General features: G+C 38.5%; 17 protein-coding genes and 1 other RNA gene. 8 read left to right on the top strand and 10 right to left on the bottom strand.

Annotated elements, in window-relative coordinates:
• The 3 genes from aroQ to GSF09_RS13260 form a co-directional block, all read right to left on the bottom strand.
• Nucleotides 1-420: a type II 3-dehydroquinate dehydratase gene (gene aroQ, locus GSF09_RS13270; RefSeq protein ID WP_159802272.1), complete on the bottom strand. Its 420-nt coding sequence runs from the start codon at nucleotides 418-420 to the stop codon at nucleotides 1-3.
• Between the two features lie 124 nt (nucleotides 421-544).
• A complete protein-coding gene (locus GSF09_RS13265) occupies nucleotides 545-1,099 on the bottom strand; it encodes a porin family protein (RefSeq protein WP_159802270.1) in 555 nt (184 codons plus the stop codon).
• 21 nt (nucleotides 1,100-1,120) lie between these two features.
• Nucleotides 1,121-1,651: a porin family protein gene (locus GSF09_RS13260; RefSeq protein ID WP_159802268.1), complete on the bottom strand. Its 531-nt coding sequence runs from the start codon at nucleotides 1,649-1,651 to the stop codon at nucleotides 1,121-1,123.
• A 257-nt stretch (nucleotides 1,652-1,908) separates the two neighbouring features.
• On the opposite strand from GSF09_RS13260, the gene GSF09_RS13255 reads away from it, so the two are divergent.
• A complete protein-coding gene (locus GSF09_RS13255; RefSeq protein ID WP_159802266.1) occupies nucleotides 1,909-2,427 on the top strand; it encodes a porin family protein in 519 nt (172 codons plus the stop codon).
• Between the two features lie 155 nt (nucleotides 2,428-2,582).
• Nucleotides 2,583-3,191, top strand: coding sequence for an outer membrane beta-barrel protein (locus GSF09_RS13250; protein WP_159802264.1), 609 nt, complete (start codon nucleotides 2,583-2,585; stop codon nucleotides 3,189-3,191).
• Nucleotides 3,192-3,250: 59 nt separating this feature from the next.
• Here GSF09_RS13250 and GSF09_RS13245 read toward each other — a convergent pair whose 3' ends face one another.
• Complete coding sequence (locus tag GSF09_RS13245; protein ID WP_159802262.1) at nucleotides 3,251-3,889, bottom strand: porin family protein; 639 nt, start codon at nucleotides 3,887-3,889, stop codon at nucleotides 3,251-3,253.
• A 90-nt stretch (nucleotides 3,890-3,979) separates the two neighbouring features.
• Between GSF09_RS13245 and xerD the strand changes: the two genes are divergently transcribed.
• The 3 genes from xerD (at nucleotide 3,980) to GSF09_RS13230 (ending at nucleotide 6,849) form a co-directional block, all read left to right on the top strand.
• Nucleotides 3,980-4,879, top strand: coding sequence for a site-specific tyrosine recombinase XerD (gene xerD / locus GSF09_RS13240; RefSeq protein ID WP_159802260.1), 900 nt, complete (start codon nucleotides 3,980-3,982; stop codon nucleotides 4,877-4,879).
• A 76-nt stretch (nucleotides 4,880-4,955) separates the two neighbouring features.
• On the top strand, nucleotides 4,956-6,467 hold the full coding sequence (locus tag GSF09_RS13235) for a PAS domain-containing sensor histidine kinase (RefSeq protein WP_159802258.1): 1,512 nt from the start codon (nucleotides 4,956-4,958) through the stop codon (nucleotides 6,465-6,467).
• The gene (locus GSF09_RS13230; RefSeq protein WP_159802256.1) at nucleotides 6,454-6,849 is read left to right on the top strand and encodes a response regulator; all 396 of its coding nucleotides are present in this window, start codon (nucleotides 6,454-6,456) and stop codon (nucleotides 6,847-6,849) included. Before GSF09_RS13235 ends, GSF09_RS13230 begins: the two co-directional genes overlap by 14 nt.
• Before the next feature lie 61 nt (nucleotides 6,850-6,910).
• On the opposite strand, the gene rny is transcribed toward GSF09_RS13230, so the two are convergent.
• The 4 genes from rny to GSF09_RS13210 all read right to left on the bottom strand — a co-directional run bounded on the left by rny (nucleotide 6,911) and on the right by GSF09_RS13210 (nucleotide 9,283).
• The gene (rny, locus tag GSF09_RS13225) at nucleotides 6,911-8,473 is read right to left on the bottom strand and encodes a ribonuclease Y (protein ID WP_159802254.1); all 1,563 of its coding nucleotides are present in this window, start codon (nucleotides 8,471-8,473) and stop codon (nucleotides 6,911-6,913) included.
• A 52-nt stretch (nucleotides 8,474-8,525) separates the two neighbouring features.
• Nucleotides 8,526-8,632, bottom strand: a non-coding RNA gene (gene ssrS, locus GSF09_RS13220) — 6S RNA.
• A 57-nt stretch (nucleotides 8,633-8,689) separates the two neighbouring features.
• The gene (locus GSF09_RS13215; protein WP_159802252.1) at nucleotides 8,690-8,986 is read right to left on the bottom strand and encodes a cell division protein ZapA; all 297 of its coding nucleotides are present in this window, start codon (nucleotides 8,984-8,986) and stop codon (nucleotides 8,690-8,692) included.
• 6 nt (nucleotides 8,987-8,992) lie between these two features.
• Nucleotides 8,993-9,283 (bottom strand): hypothetical protein, encoded by a 291-nt coding sequence (locus GSF09_RS13210; RefSeq protein WP_159802250.1) that lies wholly within the window; start codon nucleotides 9,281-9,283, stop codon nucleotides 8,993-8,995.
• Nucleotides 9,284-9,461: 178 nt separating this feature from the next.
• Here GSF09_RS13210 and GSF09_RS13205 point away from each other — a divergent pair, with 178 nt between their 5' ends.
• From GSF09_RS13205 to GSF09_RS13195, 3 genes are read left to right on the top strand one after another with little or no spacing between them, the layout of a single operon-like run.
• Nucleotides 9,462-11,180 carry a M23 family metallopeptidase gene (locus tag GSF09_RS13205; RefSeq protein ID WP_159802248.1) on the top strand — a complete coding sequence of 573 codons (1,719 nt, stop codon included), beginning with the start codon at nucleotides 9,462-9,464 and terminating at the stop codon, nucleotides 11,178-11,180.
• The gene (locus GSF09_RS13200) at nucleotides 11,164-13,653 is read left to right on the top strand and encodes a carboxypeptidase-like regulatory domain-containing protein (protein WP_370516007.1); all 2,490 of its coding nucleotides are present in this window, start codon (nucleotides 11,164-11,166) and stop codon (nucleotides 13,651-13,653) included. Before GSF09_RS13205 ends, GSF09_RS13200 begins: the two co-directional genes overlap by 17 nt.
• 47 nt (nucleotides 13,654-13,700) lie before the next feature.
• Nucleotides 13,701-14,423: a hypothetical protein gene (locus GSF09_RS13195; RefSeq protein ID WP_159802246.1), complete on the top strand. Its 723-nt coding sequence runs from the start codon at nucleotides 13,701-13,703 to the stop codon at nucleotides 14,421-14,423.
• Here the strand turns inward: GSF09_RS13195 and GSF09_RS13190 are convergent.
• Complete coding sequence (locus GSF09_RS13190) at nucleotides 14,420-15,118, bottom strand: hypothetical protein (protein ID WP_159802244.1); 699 nt, start codon at nucleotides 15,116-15,118, stop codon at nucleotides 14,420-14,422. The genes GSF09_RS13195 and GSF09_RS13190 overlap by 4 nt on opposite strands.
• Nucleotides 15,119-15,189: 71 nt before the next feature.
• Nucleotides 15,190-15,819: an HAD family hydrolase gene (locus GSF09_RS13185; RefSeq protein WP_159802242.1), complete on the bottom strand. Its 630-nt coding sequence runs from the start codon at nucleotides 15,817-15,819 to the stop codon at nucleotides 15,190-15,192.
• Nucleotides 15,820-15,866: the final 47 nt, after the last annotated feature.

The following is a 15,866-nucleotide window of genomic DNA, read 5'->3' as shown; positions in this document are numbered from 1 at the left end:
TCATTTGGAAATTAATGATTGTAGGGCAAGTTCATAACCTTTAAGCCCGAAGCCTATAACCACACCTGCCGCAACAGGAGAGATATAAGACTGGTGCCTGAATGTTTCCCTTGAAAATGTATTGGATATATGGACTTCCACAACTGGTGTGGTAACCGCTTTAATAGCATCGGCAATACCTATGGAAGTATGTGTATAAGCCCCTGCATTTAATATTATGCCTTTATAATCAAAACCTGTTTCCTGTATTTTGGATATAATTTCTCCCTCAATATTTGTCTGGTAGTATTCTAGGGTTACCTGCGGAAACTTTTCCTTCAGCATTTCAAGATAGCCCTCAAAGGAAAGGCTGCCATATATATCAGGCTCACGCTTTCCTAAAAGGTTAAGGTTTGGGCCATTTATTATTATAATATTCATTCGTCATCTTTTTGTAAAAATAATCATTCAAAAGCAGGTGCTGATAGGCTATAACAAAAAATTTAACATTTATAACCATAAAAAAACCTGCCCGGGGGCAGGTTTAAAAATCTACTGTTATATTTTAAAACATATAGCCGACAGATAGCTGGAACACAGCATTTTTTGCATCCCCTGTAAGCTCGCTGTCCACCACATTGGTAAGGCCTATATTATACCTTGCCTGTGCAAACAGCCCGCCTATAATTTTAACCTCTGCACCACCGGATAGGGCAAGGTCAAAGCTTTCAGCATCAAGGTCATCAGCATCATTAACTAAAAATGAAAACTGCGGCCCGGCCATAAGGCTTAATGTTTCGGGTAATACATAAAATTTTGCAAGTACAGGAACAGATATGTAATCTAAATTTATATCCTCAGCAACGCCTTCAACTCCTTCCGCTTCTAAAGTTGCTTTACCACCCATAGATGAGAAAAGGCCTTCGGCCTGTACTGAAAAATTAGGCACAATATTAAGTTCAAGTACAGCCCCGGCATGAAAACTGGTGATACCATCACTATCCAAATCCCCATTGAATTTTGCAAAGTTGGCACCTGCCTTAATACCAAAATCAATACCTTGTGCCTGTGCTGTATATGCACCTGCAAACATTACCATTGCTACAAAAAACTTTTTCATATTATAATCAGTTTAAGTTGTTTAAAACATATAACCCAGCGATACCTGGTAAACAGAATTTGTTATGTCCCTGCCCTCGGCAATCTCACTGAATCCTGCACTGTAACGTGCCTGTATAAAAAGGCCGTCAGTTATAAAAAATTCAAGCCCTCCCGCAAGTCCAAAATCCAGGGTATTGCTATTGTCTTCATCAATTTCGTTAGACTCGCTTACCAAAAAGCCTACCTGTGGGCCTAAATGCAGGTTCAGGTTATCGTTAAGGTAAAATTTTGCCATTACAGGCAATGATATATACCCTAACTCATATCTTTTATTATTCAGTTCCGCACCTTGTATAGAATATAATAGTTCAGGCTGCAAAGTCAGGTTGTCAAATATCCTCAGTTCAGCAACAAATCCTACATGATAGCCTATTATTGCTTCAGGATCTAAAGCATCCGCATCATCACCATCCAGCGTTGCAATATTCATTCCGGCCTTAATACCGTATGATTGGGAATATGCTACAGTCCCTGCAAAAAATAAAACAGCAATAAGTAATAATTTTTTCATATTTAATTTCATGTTTTGTTATGTGGCCCCAAAATTAAATATAAAAAGCAAACCCTTTATAACTGCAGTGAAAAATTACATAATTAAAAAGATGTGATAAGTTAAAAGTTTCATAAATTACTTACATTTTACAATTAGCGTTACAATATGATAAGCTATTCCTAACAAATAGTTAAAAAATACCTAATATTAGGTAGTTTTCCTATTAATATTTTTTATACATTTGCCTTACGTAACAATTAAAAATTTAAACACAAATGAAAAAATTATTACTATCAGCTGTTGCCCTTATGGCTTTCGGTGCAGCTGCACAAGCTCAGGAAATCAATTTTGGTGTTAAGGCTGGTGCTAACTTTACCAATATTGGTGGTGATTTTGACGCCGATGGAAAAACAGGTTTTTATGTGGGCGCTCTTGCAGATTTTAGTGTTTCTGAAAAATTTCATGTACAACCAGAACTTCTATATTCTAACGAAGGTGCTGAGGATGCAAGTATCGATTATATAAGGATACCTGTAATGGCTAAATACTATGTTATTGAAGGTTTAAGCATTCAGGCTGGTCCTCATTTTGGTTTTAAAGTTGCTGCTGATGAAGAAATTGATGATAATGTAAAATCATTTGACTTCGGTTTAGGCATAGGTGCTGGTTATGAGCTACCAATGGGTGTATTTTTTGATGCCAGGTATAACGCAGGTTTAGCTAATATTAGTGATTTTGATGGTGTAGATGGTAATACTACCGGTTTCCAAATAGGTGTAGGTTATCGTTTTTAATAATATAGCCAATTTAATAAAAAGCCTCCCAATGGGAGGCTTTTTTACTTTAACAAAATATTATAAGGATTAATCTTAGATTATTTGTTAAAGGAACTAAGTTTTGGATTTGTTTTTTTATTATTTTCGCAGCATAAATCATTAATTAAATAACAATGAAAAAAATTTTATTATCTGCCGTAGCTCTTATGGCTTTTGGTTTTGCTAACGCTCAGGAGGAAACAACAGGAAAAGGATTTTCTCAGGGTGATGTTTTTATTTCAGGTAGTTTAAATTTTACTTCTGAAAAAACCGGTGACTTTAAAACTAATGGTATTATTGTTTCACCAAGGGCAGCTTATTTTGTTGATAACAATATAGCTGTTGGACTTTCTTTAGGATTTGCTTCAAGCAAAGGTGATGTTACAGAAGAAGGAGATACATTTGAAGTAAAAACCACTGCATTTGAAATAGGTGCTTTTGGTAGGTACTACTTTACTCCTGCTAATGATTTTTCACTTTTCGGGCAGTTAAATGTAGCTTACGCTACTGCAAAAACTGAAGTTGATGTAGTTGATACTGAAGTAAAAGTAAATGGAATAAATATAGGTGTGGCACCTGGTATTAGCTATTTTGTTTCTGACCATTTTGCTTTAGAGGCTACTTTCGGAATATTAGGCTATACTACTGTTAAGCCTGATTTTGATGGAGCTGATTCTACAGATACTTTCCAGATAGGTTTAGATTTAAGCGACATTAATTTTGGTGTAGTTTATAAATTTTAATTTATAGGTATATATAAAAAAACCTCCCATTTGGGAGGTTTTTTGTTTTATGCATTTCATTAAAACTTATATCCTATACCTATCTGGAAAACTGAATTCCTTGCATCACTGTCTTCAATAATATCAGTTACACCCAGGTTATACCTGCCTGTAGCAAATAGCCCCATGTCAGTTTGGAAAGTAAGTCCGGCTGCAATACCAAATTCAAAATCTTTCGCTTCATAATCAGTATCGTCAAGAGGGAAATCACCGTCATCTCCATTAGGATTAATGTCTATTTCCTCATTTACTTTAAAGCTAAACTGTGGACCTGCTTCAATACTTAAGCCTTCAATAAGGTAAAATTTAGCTAAAACCGGCACGTTTATATAATCCAGTTGATACTCAATTTTGCCGTCCCCTCCAAATAGGTCTCCATCAATATCGCTTTCAAAACCCTGGCCTGAATACAAGGCTTCTACCTGAACTGAAAATATTTCAGCCACCGGAAATTCAGCCAGCGCACCCACGTGAAAGCTTGTTCTTGAATCAGGGCTGTCAAAATCATCACCTGTAATTGTGGCAAAGTTTACACCACCTTTTACACCAAAGCTAACAGCCATAGAATTCATGTTACTTGCATTATCCTGTGCATTTGTAAAAGTTACTGCACCCAGCATTAATGCTCCTGCCGAAATAAATTTAAATAGTTTCATCATTTAATAAGTTTTAGTTTTGTAGTTCAAAAGTATTGTATTACTTACAGCGCTATTGTCAAAGAATTCTTAATTCACATAACTTTAACCCGAATGGATAAATGGGGTAGTTACATAAAGGAATATAAGAGCTACCTGAAAATTGAACGGGGGCTTGCAGATAATTCTATTGAAAATTACCTGTTTGACATTAACAGGCTGGTGAGGTACTTTTTTGATAATAGTATGGATGTGTCTCCGTTGGAAGTAAATGAAGAAACTATACAGCAATTTATTTATGATATTTCCGAGCAATTAAATCCACGTTCCCGTGCAAGATTAATTTCAGGGTTGAAGAGCTTTTTTAATTATCTTGTTTTTGAAGATTACCGCAGCAGCAGCCCGATTGAACTTATAGAGGTACCAAAGCTTGGGCGTAAACTCCCCGATACCTTGTCAACTTCAGAAATAGACAGCCTTATTGCCGCTATAGATTTAAGCACTAACGAGGGTGAACGCAATCGCGCAATGCTAGAAACACTATACAGTTGCGGGCTTCGTGTATCTGAACTTGTTAATCTTAAACTTTCTGACCTGTTTTTTGAAGAAGGCTTTATAAAAATTACGGGCAAAGGCAATAAGCAGCGTTTTGTGCCCATAGGCAGCCACACGCAAAAATATATAAACATTTACTGTAACACTGATAGGAACAAGATAACCATACAAAAGGGGTTTGAAGATACTTTATTTTTAAACAGGCGCGGCAGGATACTTACACGGGCCATGGTTTTTACCATTATAAAGCAGCTTGCTAAAAAAATAGGGTTAAATAAAACTATAAGCCCCCATACATTCCGGCATTCCTTTGCTACGCATTTGCTTGAAAACGGTGCTGATTTGCGTTCAATACAATTAATGCTGGGGCATGAATCTATTACAACCACCGAGATTTATATGCATTTGGACAGGAAATTCCTTTCTAATGTTATTAATACATTTCATCCCAGGAAATAAATATTAACAATATTTAGATTTAGTATTTTTAAAACTAAAATTAACTTTGTATGTTTATAGAATATGGATATACTGTATGCCTGAATTGATTAATAATACAGAAGATTTAAATCTTTTTTACAGGAAACTGCTGGCGCAGGTGCCTGACCTTATATTTAGGGTAGGGCTAAACGGGTATGATGATGATGAATGCAGGATATTTGTAAGTGATGCTATTGAAGATACTTTTGAAATAACCGCAGAAGAATTTAAAGCCGATCCTGAAATGTTTTTAAGGGAAATTATTTTTCCAGAAGATAAGGAGGCGCTGCTCCAATCAATTGATCGTGCCAGGACAACGCTTACGCCCTGGAATCACGAGTTCAGGGTTCAATTGCCAAAAAAGGGGTTACGCTGGATGCGTGTAAATGCTTCAACGGAAGAAAGTGAAAACGGTAAAATATGTCTTTTTGGGCGTGTTACCGATATTACTGATAAAAAAGACCAGGAAAGCCAGCTCCTTATTTCTGAGGGACGCTACAGGTATGCCTTAAAAGCAGCATCCGAAGGTATATGGGATTGGGATTTAGCCTCAAATGCTATTTATTTTTCGGCGCAGTCAATGAAAATTATAGGTAAGGAAGAAGAAGAGCTTACTGTACCTTTGGAATATTGGGTGGAAAGGATACATCCTGATGATTTAAAACAATATAATGCTGCTAAAAATGCCCATTTAAAAGGTAAAACACCTTTTTATGAATGTATTTACCGTGTAAAAACCGATAGCGGAAATTACAGGTGGGTTTTAAGCCGTGGGCGTGCAGTGCAGTTTGATAATAAGGGTAAGGCGATAAGGTGTATAGGTACACATAAAGATATAACACAGTTAAAGGAAAAGGAAATAGAACTGGGGGATACATTAACTATTATTGGCAACCAAAATAACAGGCTGTTGAATTTTGCCCACATCGTTTCGCATAATCTAAGGTCGCATGCCGGTAACCTTAAAATGCTGCTTGACCTTTTTAAAAGTGCTGAAGAGGATGAAAAAGAGCAAATGCTGGAACACCTGGAGGCTATATCCGATGGGCTGTATGTTACAATAGGCCACCTCAAAGAGCTGGTTGAAATTCAGTTTGAAATAAAAACCGTAAAGGAAAAATTAAATTTAAGGCATTACTTAAAAAATATATTAACTATACTCCACAACGAAATTACCAAGCATGGGGTTAATATTGAAATTAATATACCACTGGATGTAACTGTAAATTATAATCCTGCCTACCTTGAAAGCATTTTACTGAATTTTACCACAAATGCTATTAAATATTCAAGTTCGGAAAGAAAGCCGATGCTTTCGTACGACTTTGAGATAATTGACGGGCAAAAGGTTTTATCTATTTCAGATAATGGTTTGGGGATTGACTTAAAAAAGCATAAAAATTCTCTTTTTGGTATGTATAAAACTTTTCATAAGCACCAAAATTCAAGGGGTATAGGCTTGTTTATTACCAAAAACCAAATTGAGGCTATGGGCGGCAAAATCGAGGTGCTTAGCGAAGTGAATAAGGGTACTACTTTTAAAATTTATTTTAATGAAGAAGATTAATAAATTATATGTTATAGATGATGATAAAATATACCATTTCCTGTTTAGAAATCTTCTTAAGCAAAACGGTATAGATGTAGAAACAACATTTTTTGGCAACGGGCAGGATGCCATCGAGGCCATAAAAAAAACTACTGATGAAAGCATGCTGCCTGATTTAATCCTTTTGGATGTTAATATGCCTATAATGAATGGCTGGCAGTTTTTAGATGAGTACTCTAAAATAAAGACAAACCTGCCTAAAAAAACATTGATTTATATGATCAGCTCATCTAATAATGATGTGGATATCAATAAATCAAAAGAATTTGGGGAAATTGTGGCCGATTATTTTTTAAAGCCTATTTGCAAGGAAGACCTTGATAAAATATTTATTGTATAAGTTAAGTAAGTAATAAAAAAAAGGCTGCCTGATGGCAGCCTTTTTTTTATATATAGAAAAATTATTTTGCAATATTAACCGCCCTGGTTTCCCTTATAACAGTAATTTTAACCTGTCCGGGATAAGTCATTTCAGTTTGTATTTTATGCGATATTTCAAAGGAAAGGTTCGCAGCCATCTCATCGCTCACTTTTTCACTTTCCACTATTACACGCAGTTCCCTTCCTGCCTGTATGGCATAAGCGCTTTTTACACCGCCAAAGCCATAGGCAATATCCTCAAGGTCTTTAAGCCTTTGTATGTAAGAATCCAGTACCTGCCTTCTTGCACCCGGCCTTGCGCCCGATATGGCATCACAAACCTGCACAATTGGCGATAACATTGATTTCATTTCTATTTCATCGTGGTGGGCACCAATGGCGTTGCAAACTTCTTCTTTTTCACCATATTTTTCAGCCCACTGCATACCCAGCAATGCGTGTGGAAGGTCACTTTCCGCATCAGGAACTTTACCAATATCGTGTAAAAGCCCTGCACGTTTGGCAAGTTTAACGTTAAGTCCCAGTTCCGCAGCCATAATACCGCAAAGCTTGGCAACCTCGCGGGAGTGTTGTAACAGGTTTTGCCCGTAAGAAGAACGGTATTTCATCCTTCCCACTATTTTTATAAGTTCCGGGTGAAGCCCGTGTATGCCAAGGTCTATAACCGTACGTTTACCTACCTCTACAATTTCTTCCTCAATTTGTTTTGCTGTTTTGGCAACTACTTCCTCAATACGTGCAGGGTGAATCCTGCCATCGGTAACAAGTTTGTGCAGTGCCAGCCTTGCAATTTCCCTCCTTACAGGGTCAAAACAGGAAAGTATGATTGCTTCCGGGGTGTCATCCACAATAATCTCAACACCGGTTGCAGCCTCAAGCGCACGTATATTACGCCCCTCACGGCCAATTATACGGCCTTTAACATCATCAGATTCTATGTTGAATACTGATACACAGTTTTCAACAGCCTCTTCTGTACCTACGCGCTGTATGGTGTTGATAATAATTTTCTTGGCTTCCTGCTGTGCGGTGAGCTTTGCTTCTTCAACAGTATCCTGTATGTAGGACATGGCGGTTGTTTTAGCTTCGGCTTTAAGGCTTTCTATAAGCTGTTCCTTAGCTTCATCTGCCGATAGGCCCGATATAACCTCCAACTGCTCCACCTGGCTTTTATGCAGGCGGTCAATTTCCTGCTGCCTTTTATCAAGGTGGTCTATACGGTTGTTATAGTCTGCAATTTTAGCCTCAACTTCATCATTAAGCTTTTTGGCTTTGGAAAGCTCGTTAGATACCTGCGATTCTTTATCACGTGTCCTTTTTTCCGCTTCAGCAATTTTTTTATCACGCCCTAAAATAACCTGTTCGTGTTCTGCTTTTAATTCAAGGAATTTTTCCTTCGCCTGAAGTATTTTATCCTTTTTAATATTTTCGCCTTCATTAGTGGCATCCTTTATTATGGCTGCCGCTTCTTTTTTAGCATTGGCTATAACACTGTCGGCACTTTTCTTTTCCATAGATTTTGCTATGGCAAAGCCAATACCGAACCCCACTGCAATTCCAATAATTATAAATAATATATCCATTTTTGTTTTATGTGTTTATAAAATAAAAAAGCCTACGTTAGAATGATTGTATAAACTCGAAAAGACAAGTTTTGAGCTAACCCGCTGTTCAAGGATCTGCTCGGAGGCAGCTTGCTTTAGTAGCGGAGATTCGCCCATTTTAAAGAATTGGCGTTGAGTTTATCAAATATGTACTAATGTAGGCAGTATTATTGACGTATGTTTAAGAACGTTTTTTTATTTATTATCAAGAAGCATACCCAATTTTTCATCCATTTCCTTCAGCCTGTTAAAAGCATCCTCAACCCCTGTAGAATTGTCAATCTGCTTTTGTACGGCCTGTGCTGCAAATTGCAGCGCGCACATGGCTAAAACATCCTGTTTATCCCTCACTGCATAGTTTTCTTCAAATTGCTTAATAGTGGCATCAATTTTTTTGGAAGCGCTCCTAAGGCCTTCTTCCTGTGCCGGGTTCACTGTTAACGGGTAAACCCTGTCGGCAATTGATATTTTTATTTTAAGCTTTTCATCCATTGCTTTCTAATCAGAAAGTTGTGCTATGCAATAATCAATTTCACGGATCAATGAATTTATTTTGAGTTTTGTTTCTCTCTTATTTTCGTCACTGCCCAGTAATGAATTGGCCATTTTTAAAGTTTCATTCTGCTCTTTAAGCAAAACTATTTCCTCCGACTGCCTGCTGATAACCATAGCCGATTGGGAAACTTTATTTTCCAGCTCTTGCTTTTCCTTTTCAAGACCCTCTATTTTTTGGGCGAGCCTTTCAAATTTAAGTTCAAGAGAATCAACTATTTCGGATAATCCGCTCATAACAGTCAATTTTCATTACATCATTCTACAAAGTTAATATTACTTTAGTTACTTCCAATAGTTTTATAAAAAAATGTTATAATAATTTAAAAAGCCTGTAATAAATTGCCTGGCATACAGTTATATTGTTCAGTAGGTTATTTACTATTTATTCGGTTGCTTTTCATATTTTAGCCCTATGAGATTTTTACCTTTATTTTTGCTGTTTTCATCGTGCTTTTTTGCACAGGTGCAGTATCCTCAGGATTATTTTGGCAAGCCCATGAAGCTGCCTGCGCACCTTTCAGGTTCATTTGGCGAACTTCGCAGCAATCATTTCCATTCGGGCCTTGATTTCAGGACAAAACAGGCAACCGGCCATCCGGTTTATGCAGCGGCACAGGGCTATGTTTCCCGTATTAAAGTTTCGGCATACGGCTATGGTACAGCTTTGTATATAGATCATCCTAATGGCTATACAACAGTATATGGGCACCTGCAGGAGTATGCCCCGAAAATTGAGGATTATGTAAGGGCAAAACAATATGAAAAAAAATCATTTGATATTGAACTGATGCCCAAGCCGGGTGAAATAACAGTGGAGAGTGGGGAGCTTATTGCGCTTTCGGGTAATTCGGGAGGTTCAGGCGGGCCACACCTGCACTTTGAAATAAGGGATACCAAAACCGAAATGATTTTAAACCCGTTGCTGTTCGGCTTCGATAAGAAAATGAAAGACCCTTATCCCCCTGCAGTACATGGGCTTATGGTTTACCCATTAAATGATAATGCTGTGATTAATGAGGCTGCAACGCCTATGCTGGTAGGCTTAAGAAAACTGAAGGACGGTACATACCTGGCGGATAAAATATTGGCAAAAGGGAAAGTAGGCTTTTCCATAAGTACAACAGATAAGTCCACAGGGAGTACCGGGCACAACGGCATCTATAAGGTTGAAACCTATTTTAATGGAAGCCCCGGGTATAATTATACGTTCAACACGTTTGCCTTTAGCGAGTCAAGATATATAAACAACTTTATTGATTATGCTAAATATTATGCAACAGGGCAGCGTTTCCAGAAGCTTTTTGTAAAAACCCCATATCCTTTAACCCTTGTTAAGGATAATACTTTCAATGGCCAGTATGACATACTGCCGGGCACTACTAAAAATTACAGGATAGAGGTTTCCGATTTTCATGACAATAAAACGGTTATACAGGGTTCGGTAGAATATTCCGACAGCCCGGCAAGGGTGAGGGAGCCTAAAACCATCACAAATTATTTTGTAAAAGCGGCTAATGACCACAATTATACCAAAAACGGCATTTCGGTATTTATTCCCGCCAATTCATTTTACGAAGATTTTTATATGGATTTTGACGTTAAGGATTCTACATTGATTATGCATCCTGAAAATGTACCGGTTCATACCCCGCTCACTGTTTCGTTTGATGTAAAGCACCTGTCGCCCGAAGTTTTGCAAAAAACCTTTATTGCCGGCGTTACCGGGAAAAGAAAAAGTTATAATAACAGCTATATGGAGGAGGGCAGGCTAACGGCTCAGGTTAGGTACATGGGTAATTTCAGGCTTGAGCAGGATAATACTGCACCCACTATTTACAGCCCCAGCTTTAATGAAGGGCAGTGGCTTAGTGAAAAGGATACATTCAGCGTAAAAATAAGTGATGACCTTTCAGGCATAGCAACTTTTGATGCCTGGCTGAATGGTAAATGGATATTAATGCATTATGATTATAAAACCAGGATTATATACCACAATTTTAGTGATGGAATTGCTGATGAAGGACGAAATGATTTAAAGATTGTGGTAACCGATAATGTAGGAAATTCTGCTACCTTTGAAACGCATTTTTTCAGGACCCAAAATAAAGCTTCTGTTGAAAACAATAAATAAGATACTAACACTGGGCTTTTTATTGTTCAGTGCCGCCCTTTTTGCACAGCAGGGGCCAATGCTATACGGCATCATTTTAGATGAAAACCGCCAACCCATAGAGGGTGTAAATATATTTTACGACAACTCAGGCAGGCGGGAACAAACCACATCAGACCGTACAGGTTTTTATAAACTGAAAATCCCGGCCGACAGGCAGGTGGAGGTGTGGTTTTCGCATATTAGCTTCAAACTTTCCTCAATAGTGCTGGAAATGGGAGCAAATGACACTTTTGAGTTTAACCTTATGCTGAGTACCGGCATACAGCAGATGGCCGAAATGGTTATTGACGCCGAAACAGGCAGGCGCCGGGTAGAGGGCATAACGGCGATAGCACCGGATATTATACGTAAAATTCCCGGAGCCAATGCGGGGGTTGAAAATATAATAAAGCTTTTTGGCGGTAACTCTAATAATGAGCTTAGCACACAGTATGCAGTACGTGGCGGTAATTATGATGAGAACCTGGTATATGTTGAGGATATTGAAATATACCGTCCTTTCCTTATACGCAGCGGACAGCAGGAGGGGCTTAGCTTTACAAACACCACTATGGTGGAGAATGTTGATTTTTCATCGGGTGGCTTTCAGGCTAAGTATGGCGACAAGCTTTCCTCGGTGCTTGATATCACATACAGAAGGCCGGTGCGCTATGCTGCCGAGCTTGAAGCGAGTTTTCTTGGAGGGAGCCTTACACTGGAAGGTATATCTAAAAATAAAAAGTGGAGTGCCATAGTTGGGGCACGCTACCGGGACAACAGCCTGTTGGTAAACAGCCAGGAAACGGAAACCAATTTCAGGCCCACATTTACCGATGTGCAGGCCATGGTGAATTTTAATCCCAGTGAAAAATGGGAAATCAGTTTTTTAGGTAATGTTTCACAAAACAAATACCATTACCAGCCGCTTTCAAGGCAGACAAATTTTGGTACTATCGATAATCCCATCGCCCTGCAGATTATTTATGACGGGCAGGAAAAAGATGAATACCGCACCTATTTTGGTGCTATGAAATCAACGTACAAAGTATCGGACAATTTCACGCTGAAAGTAATTGGCTCCGTTTACCACACGCAGGAGCAGGAACATTTTGATATTTTAGCACAGTATGCGCTGGGCGAGGTGGAAACCAGCCTTGAAACAGGAGCCAACACCGGCGATATTAAGTTTGCACGTGCCGCAGGTGCACAGCTAAACCATGCCCGTAACGACCTTGATGCCCTTATTGTAAATACCGAGGTAAAGGGATACCATGATATTAAAAGCAACCTGGTGGAATGGGGCATAAAATATACCAGGGAAGATATACGCGACCGGCTTGTGGAGTGGGAGGTTATTGACTCAGCCGGGTTTTCCATAAATCCGCCGAGGATTGACCTGCCGGTTAACGACCAGCCTTATAACCCTTACACAGGGCCGCTGGTGCCATTTCAAAACGTAAGGGCAACCAATTTTGCACAGATAAACCGTTTTTCAGGCTATTTGCAGTGGAGCAGGAGGGCAAAGCTGGGTACAAGCGATATATGGATGAATGCAGGGGTAAGGGCGCACCAATGGCAGGTATCTGTAGATAACGGGCCTAATGGCGACAGCCAGGTAACTATCAGCCCGCGTGCACAATTTACTATAAAGCCGCAATGGAAGCGCGATATGCTTTTCCGCCTTTCGGGAGGTTTTTACCACCAGCCGCCTTTTTACAGGGAACTGAGGGATTCATCGGGAACCTTAAGGCCAAATGTAAAAGCACAGCGTTCCATACACATTGTATTGGCTAATGATTACAGTTTTAAAATGTGGGAAAGGCCATTTAAGCTTGTTTCCGAGACTTATTATAAAAAGCTGGATGATGTTAATGCTTATACGCTGGAAAATGTGCGTATCCGTTACCGTGCCGATAATGATGCAGTAGCTTATGCTTACGGGCTTGATGTGCGCATGAATGGCGAATTTGTTCCGGGTACTGAATCCTGGCTTACCTTTGGTTACTTAAAAACCGAAGAAAATATAAACAACAGGGGGTATATAGCGCGGCCAACTGACCAAAGGCTGAAGTTTGGTGTGCTTTTCCAGGACTATGTGCGCAACATACCGAATATGAAGGTGTACCTTAACCTTGTTTATAATACAGGGCTGCCCGGTGGCTCACCTTCTTATGCCGACCCGTACCAATACCAGACAAGGCTTAACGACTACCGCCGCGCCGATATTGGTTTTTCCTATGTATTTACCGATGGCACCAAGCAATATCCAAAAGGGCATTGGCTCGCTATGTTTAACGAGCTTGCACTGGGGCTGGAAATTTTCAACCTTTTTAATAACCAGAACTCAATAACCAATACATGGGTAAGGGATGTGTACACCAAGAGCCAGTATGGCATACCTAATTATCTTACCAGCCGTGTTTTCAGCCTTAAGCTGAATGTCAGGATTTAATTATTGAAACATTTTGCTTACTTTTGGTATATATCTTTAAAAGGGAAATGAAAAAATCAGCACTACTTTTATTGGCCTTTTCTGCTTTTGCAGTTTTTGGCTGTAAGGAACAAAAACCTAAGCCAAAAGTTATCTATAAGGAAAAGAAAGCAGAAGCCGCACCAAAAAACACCGACTCATCCCAAATTGAAGTGGCTGACCTTCCCGTTCTTATGGAAGGTACAAAGTACCTTATACACCCCATAGGCGGAATAAGGGTTTATGAAGATAACAACAGGAGCTATGGCAGCAGCCGCACCAATAATGTAAGCTATGCCATATCCAATTATAACCGTTTTGAAATAACGGGTTATTTTGATAATCTTAAATTTCAGCATATTGATTCTACCTCGCTAAGGCCGCTTACCGATAAAAAAATCCAGATACAGACAGCCACGTTTTTAAATACTATTGCCGAGAGGAATAAAAAGCAGATATTGGTTTATACACTGGTAGACTCTGACACCAACCAGGACGGTAAAATTGATGTTAACGATATAAAGTCATTATACATAAGCGATATAAGCGGCAATAAGCTTACAAAACTTTCCCAGGATATACAGGAACTTATTGACTGGAATTTGGTGGAAGCACAAAACAGGATTTATTTCCGCACGATTGAGGATATTAATAAAAATGGTGCGTTTGATAAAAATGACAGGGTGCATTACCATTATGTTGACCTGCTTTCGCCTGACTGGGCAGTTTCCGTATATGAGCCTGTTAATTAAATAAGTATATCGCTCTCTAAATCAGATTTTTCTATACTAAAATCAAATCCTAACTGATTCATTAGCTTTATAACAAGGTTTTTATACCAGTTTTCCGATTTGGGGTGTATATATATTTTTTCAATCAGCAGGTTAATATCTACATTTGCCTTAACGCCTTCGTCAATTTCAATATTTTGTTGTGTTAAGTCGGCAATAATCCTTACTTCACGCTCATACTGAAAGCTTTTTCTTTTAAACAGGAAAGGGAAAAAGTTGTTATCAAAAGGGATATATTCCTTTTTATAGTCAATATATTTTACCTCGCCAATATGCTGCTCATAGCATTTTTCCAGGTCAAGTGCTTTTTGCACCCTTCCTACGGTAGATTGTATGGCAAGCCCTTCATTATTTTTTGTAAATATCTGCCACATAGCATACGACTCATACTCATTAATATGCCAGCTGCTGATAACCACTTTTTTGCGGTGGGTTTTATAATTGTCTAAAAATTCAGGATTGTTTTCCGAAATTTTTTTAAGCTCCTCAAATGTAGGCTCGCTAAAGGTTCCTTCATACTGGTCTTCAAACTTATCCGAACGCGACATAAATAACTGCCTGCACAGCAGCAGGTCAAGGAACTTGGATAAATCCAGGTACTTCCATACAATAGTATCGGGGGCGGGCAGGGTAATGTGTTTGTTTGATATAAACATAATATGCCTGTTATAGTTATAAAATTACAAAAGCCTGAAACGTAACCCGGTTAAATATATGTTATTAGTTTTTAACTATTAAGGTAAATATCTTTTAGTTCCTTAAAGTGTTTTATAGTATAATCTGCCAAATCCTGTTCCTGATGGCTGTATTTGTCATACAATACGGTAGTTATCCCAAGGGCTTTGGCTGCCGCTATTTCTGACTCCGGGTCATCACCCACAACTATTACTTCATCCGCAGTGTAATTATAACGCTGTAATATATCTGCAAAAACATCTTTTTTGGTATTGTTGGTTGTAACAGGGTCAACCACATGGATTTCATTAAAATCTTCCCGTATATTCATAGCGGTTATTTTGCTGTGCTGCATAACAGGGAATCCTGTTGTTACCAAAAACCTGTTTCCGGGTATATTGAGGATTTCAGGATAATCGTCAAAGGTTTTTATTTCATCCTTATACTCCAGGTTAGTTTGCAGTTCAATCCCTTTTTGTGTAAGCTCATCACTAAAATTAAAACGCTTTGCCACAAGTTTAAAAGGTGTGCGCATAATTGCCTTTTTAATTGCTTCCATATCGTCATTATGTTTTCCGCTTTCTTCAATAATGGCGAATAAAGGGCCAAAAAGTTTTTCGCCGATAGAGCTTACAGGGTAAACAGTATTGTCAAGGTCGTATATAATTGCTTTTTTGGGCATATAGGTATTTTTTATATTAAAAAAAGAATAGCTGCGTTAGCAGCTAT

It is taken from the genome of Flavobacterium sp. MK4S-17 (assembly GCF_009848495.1).
Lineage (GTDB): Bacteria > Bacteroidota > Bacteroidia > Flavobacteriales > Flavobacteriaceae > Flavobacterium.
This window is presented reverse-complemented; position numbering and strand designations above follow the sequence as displayed.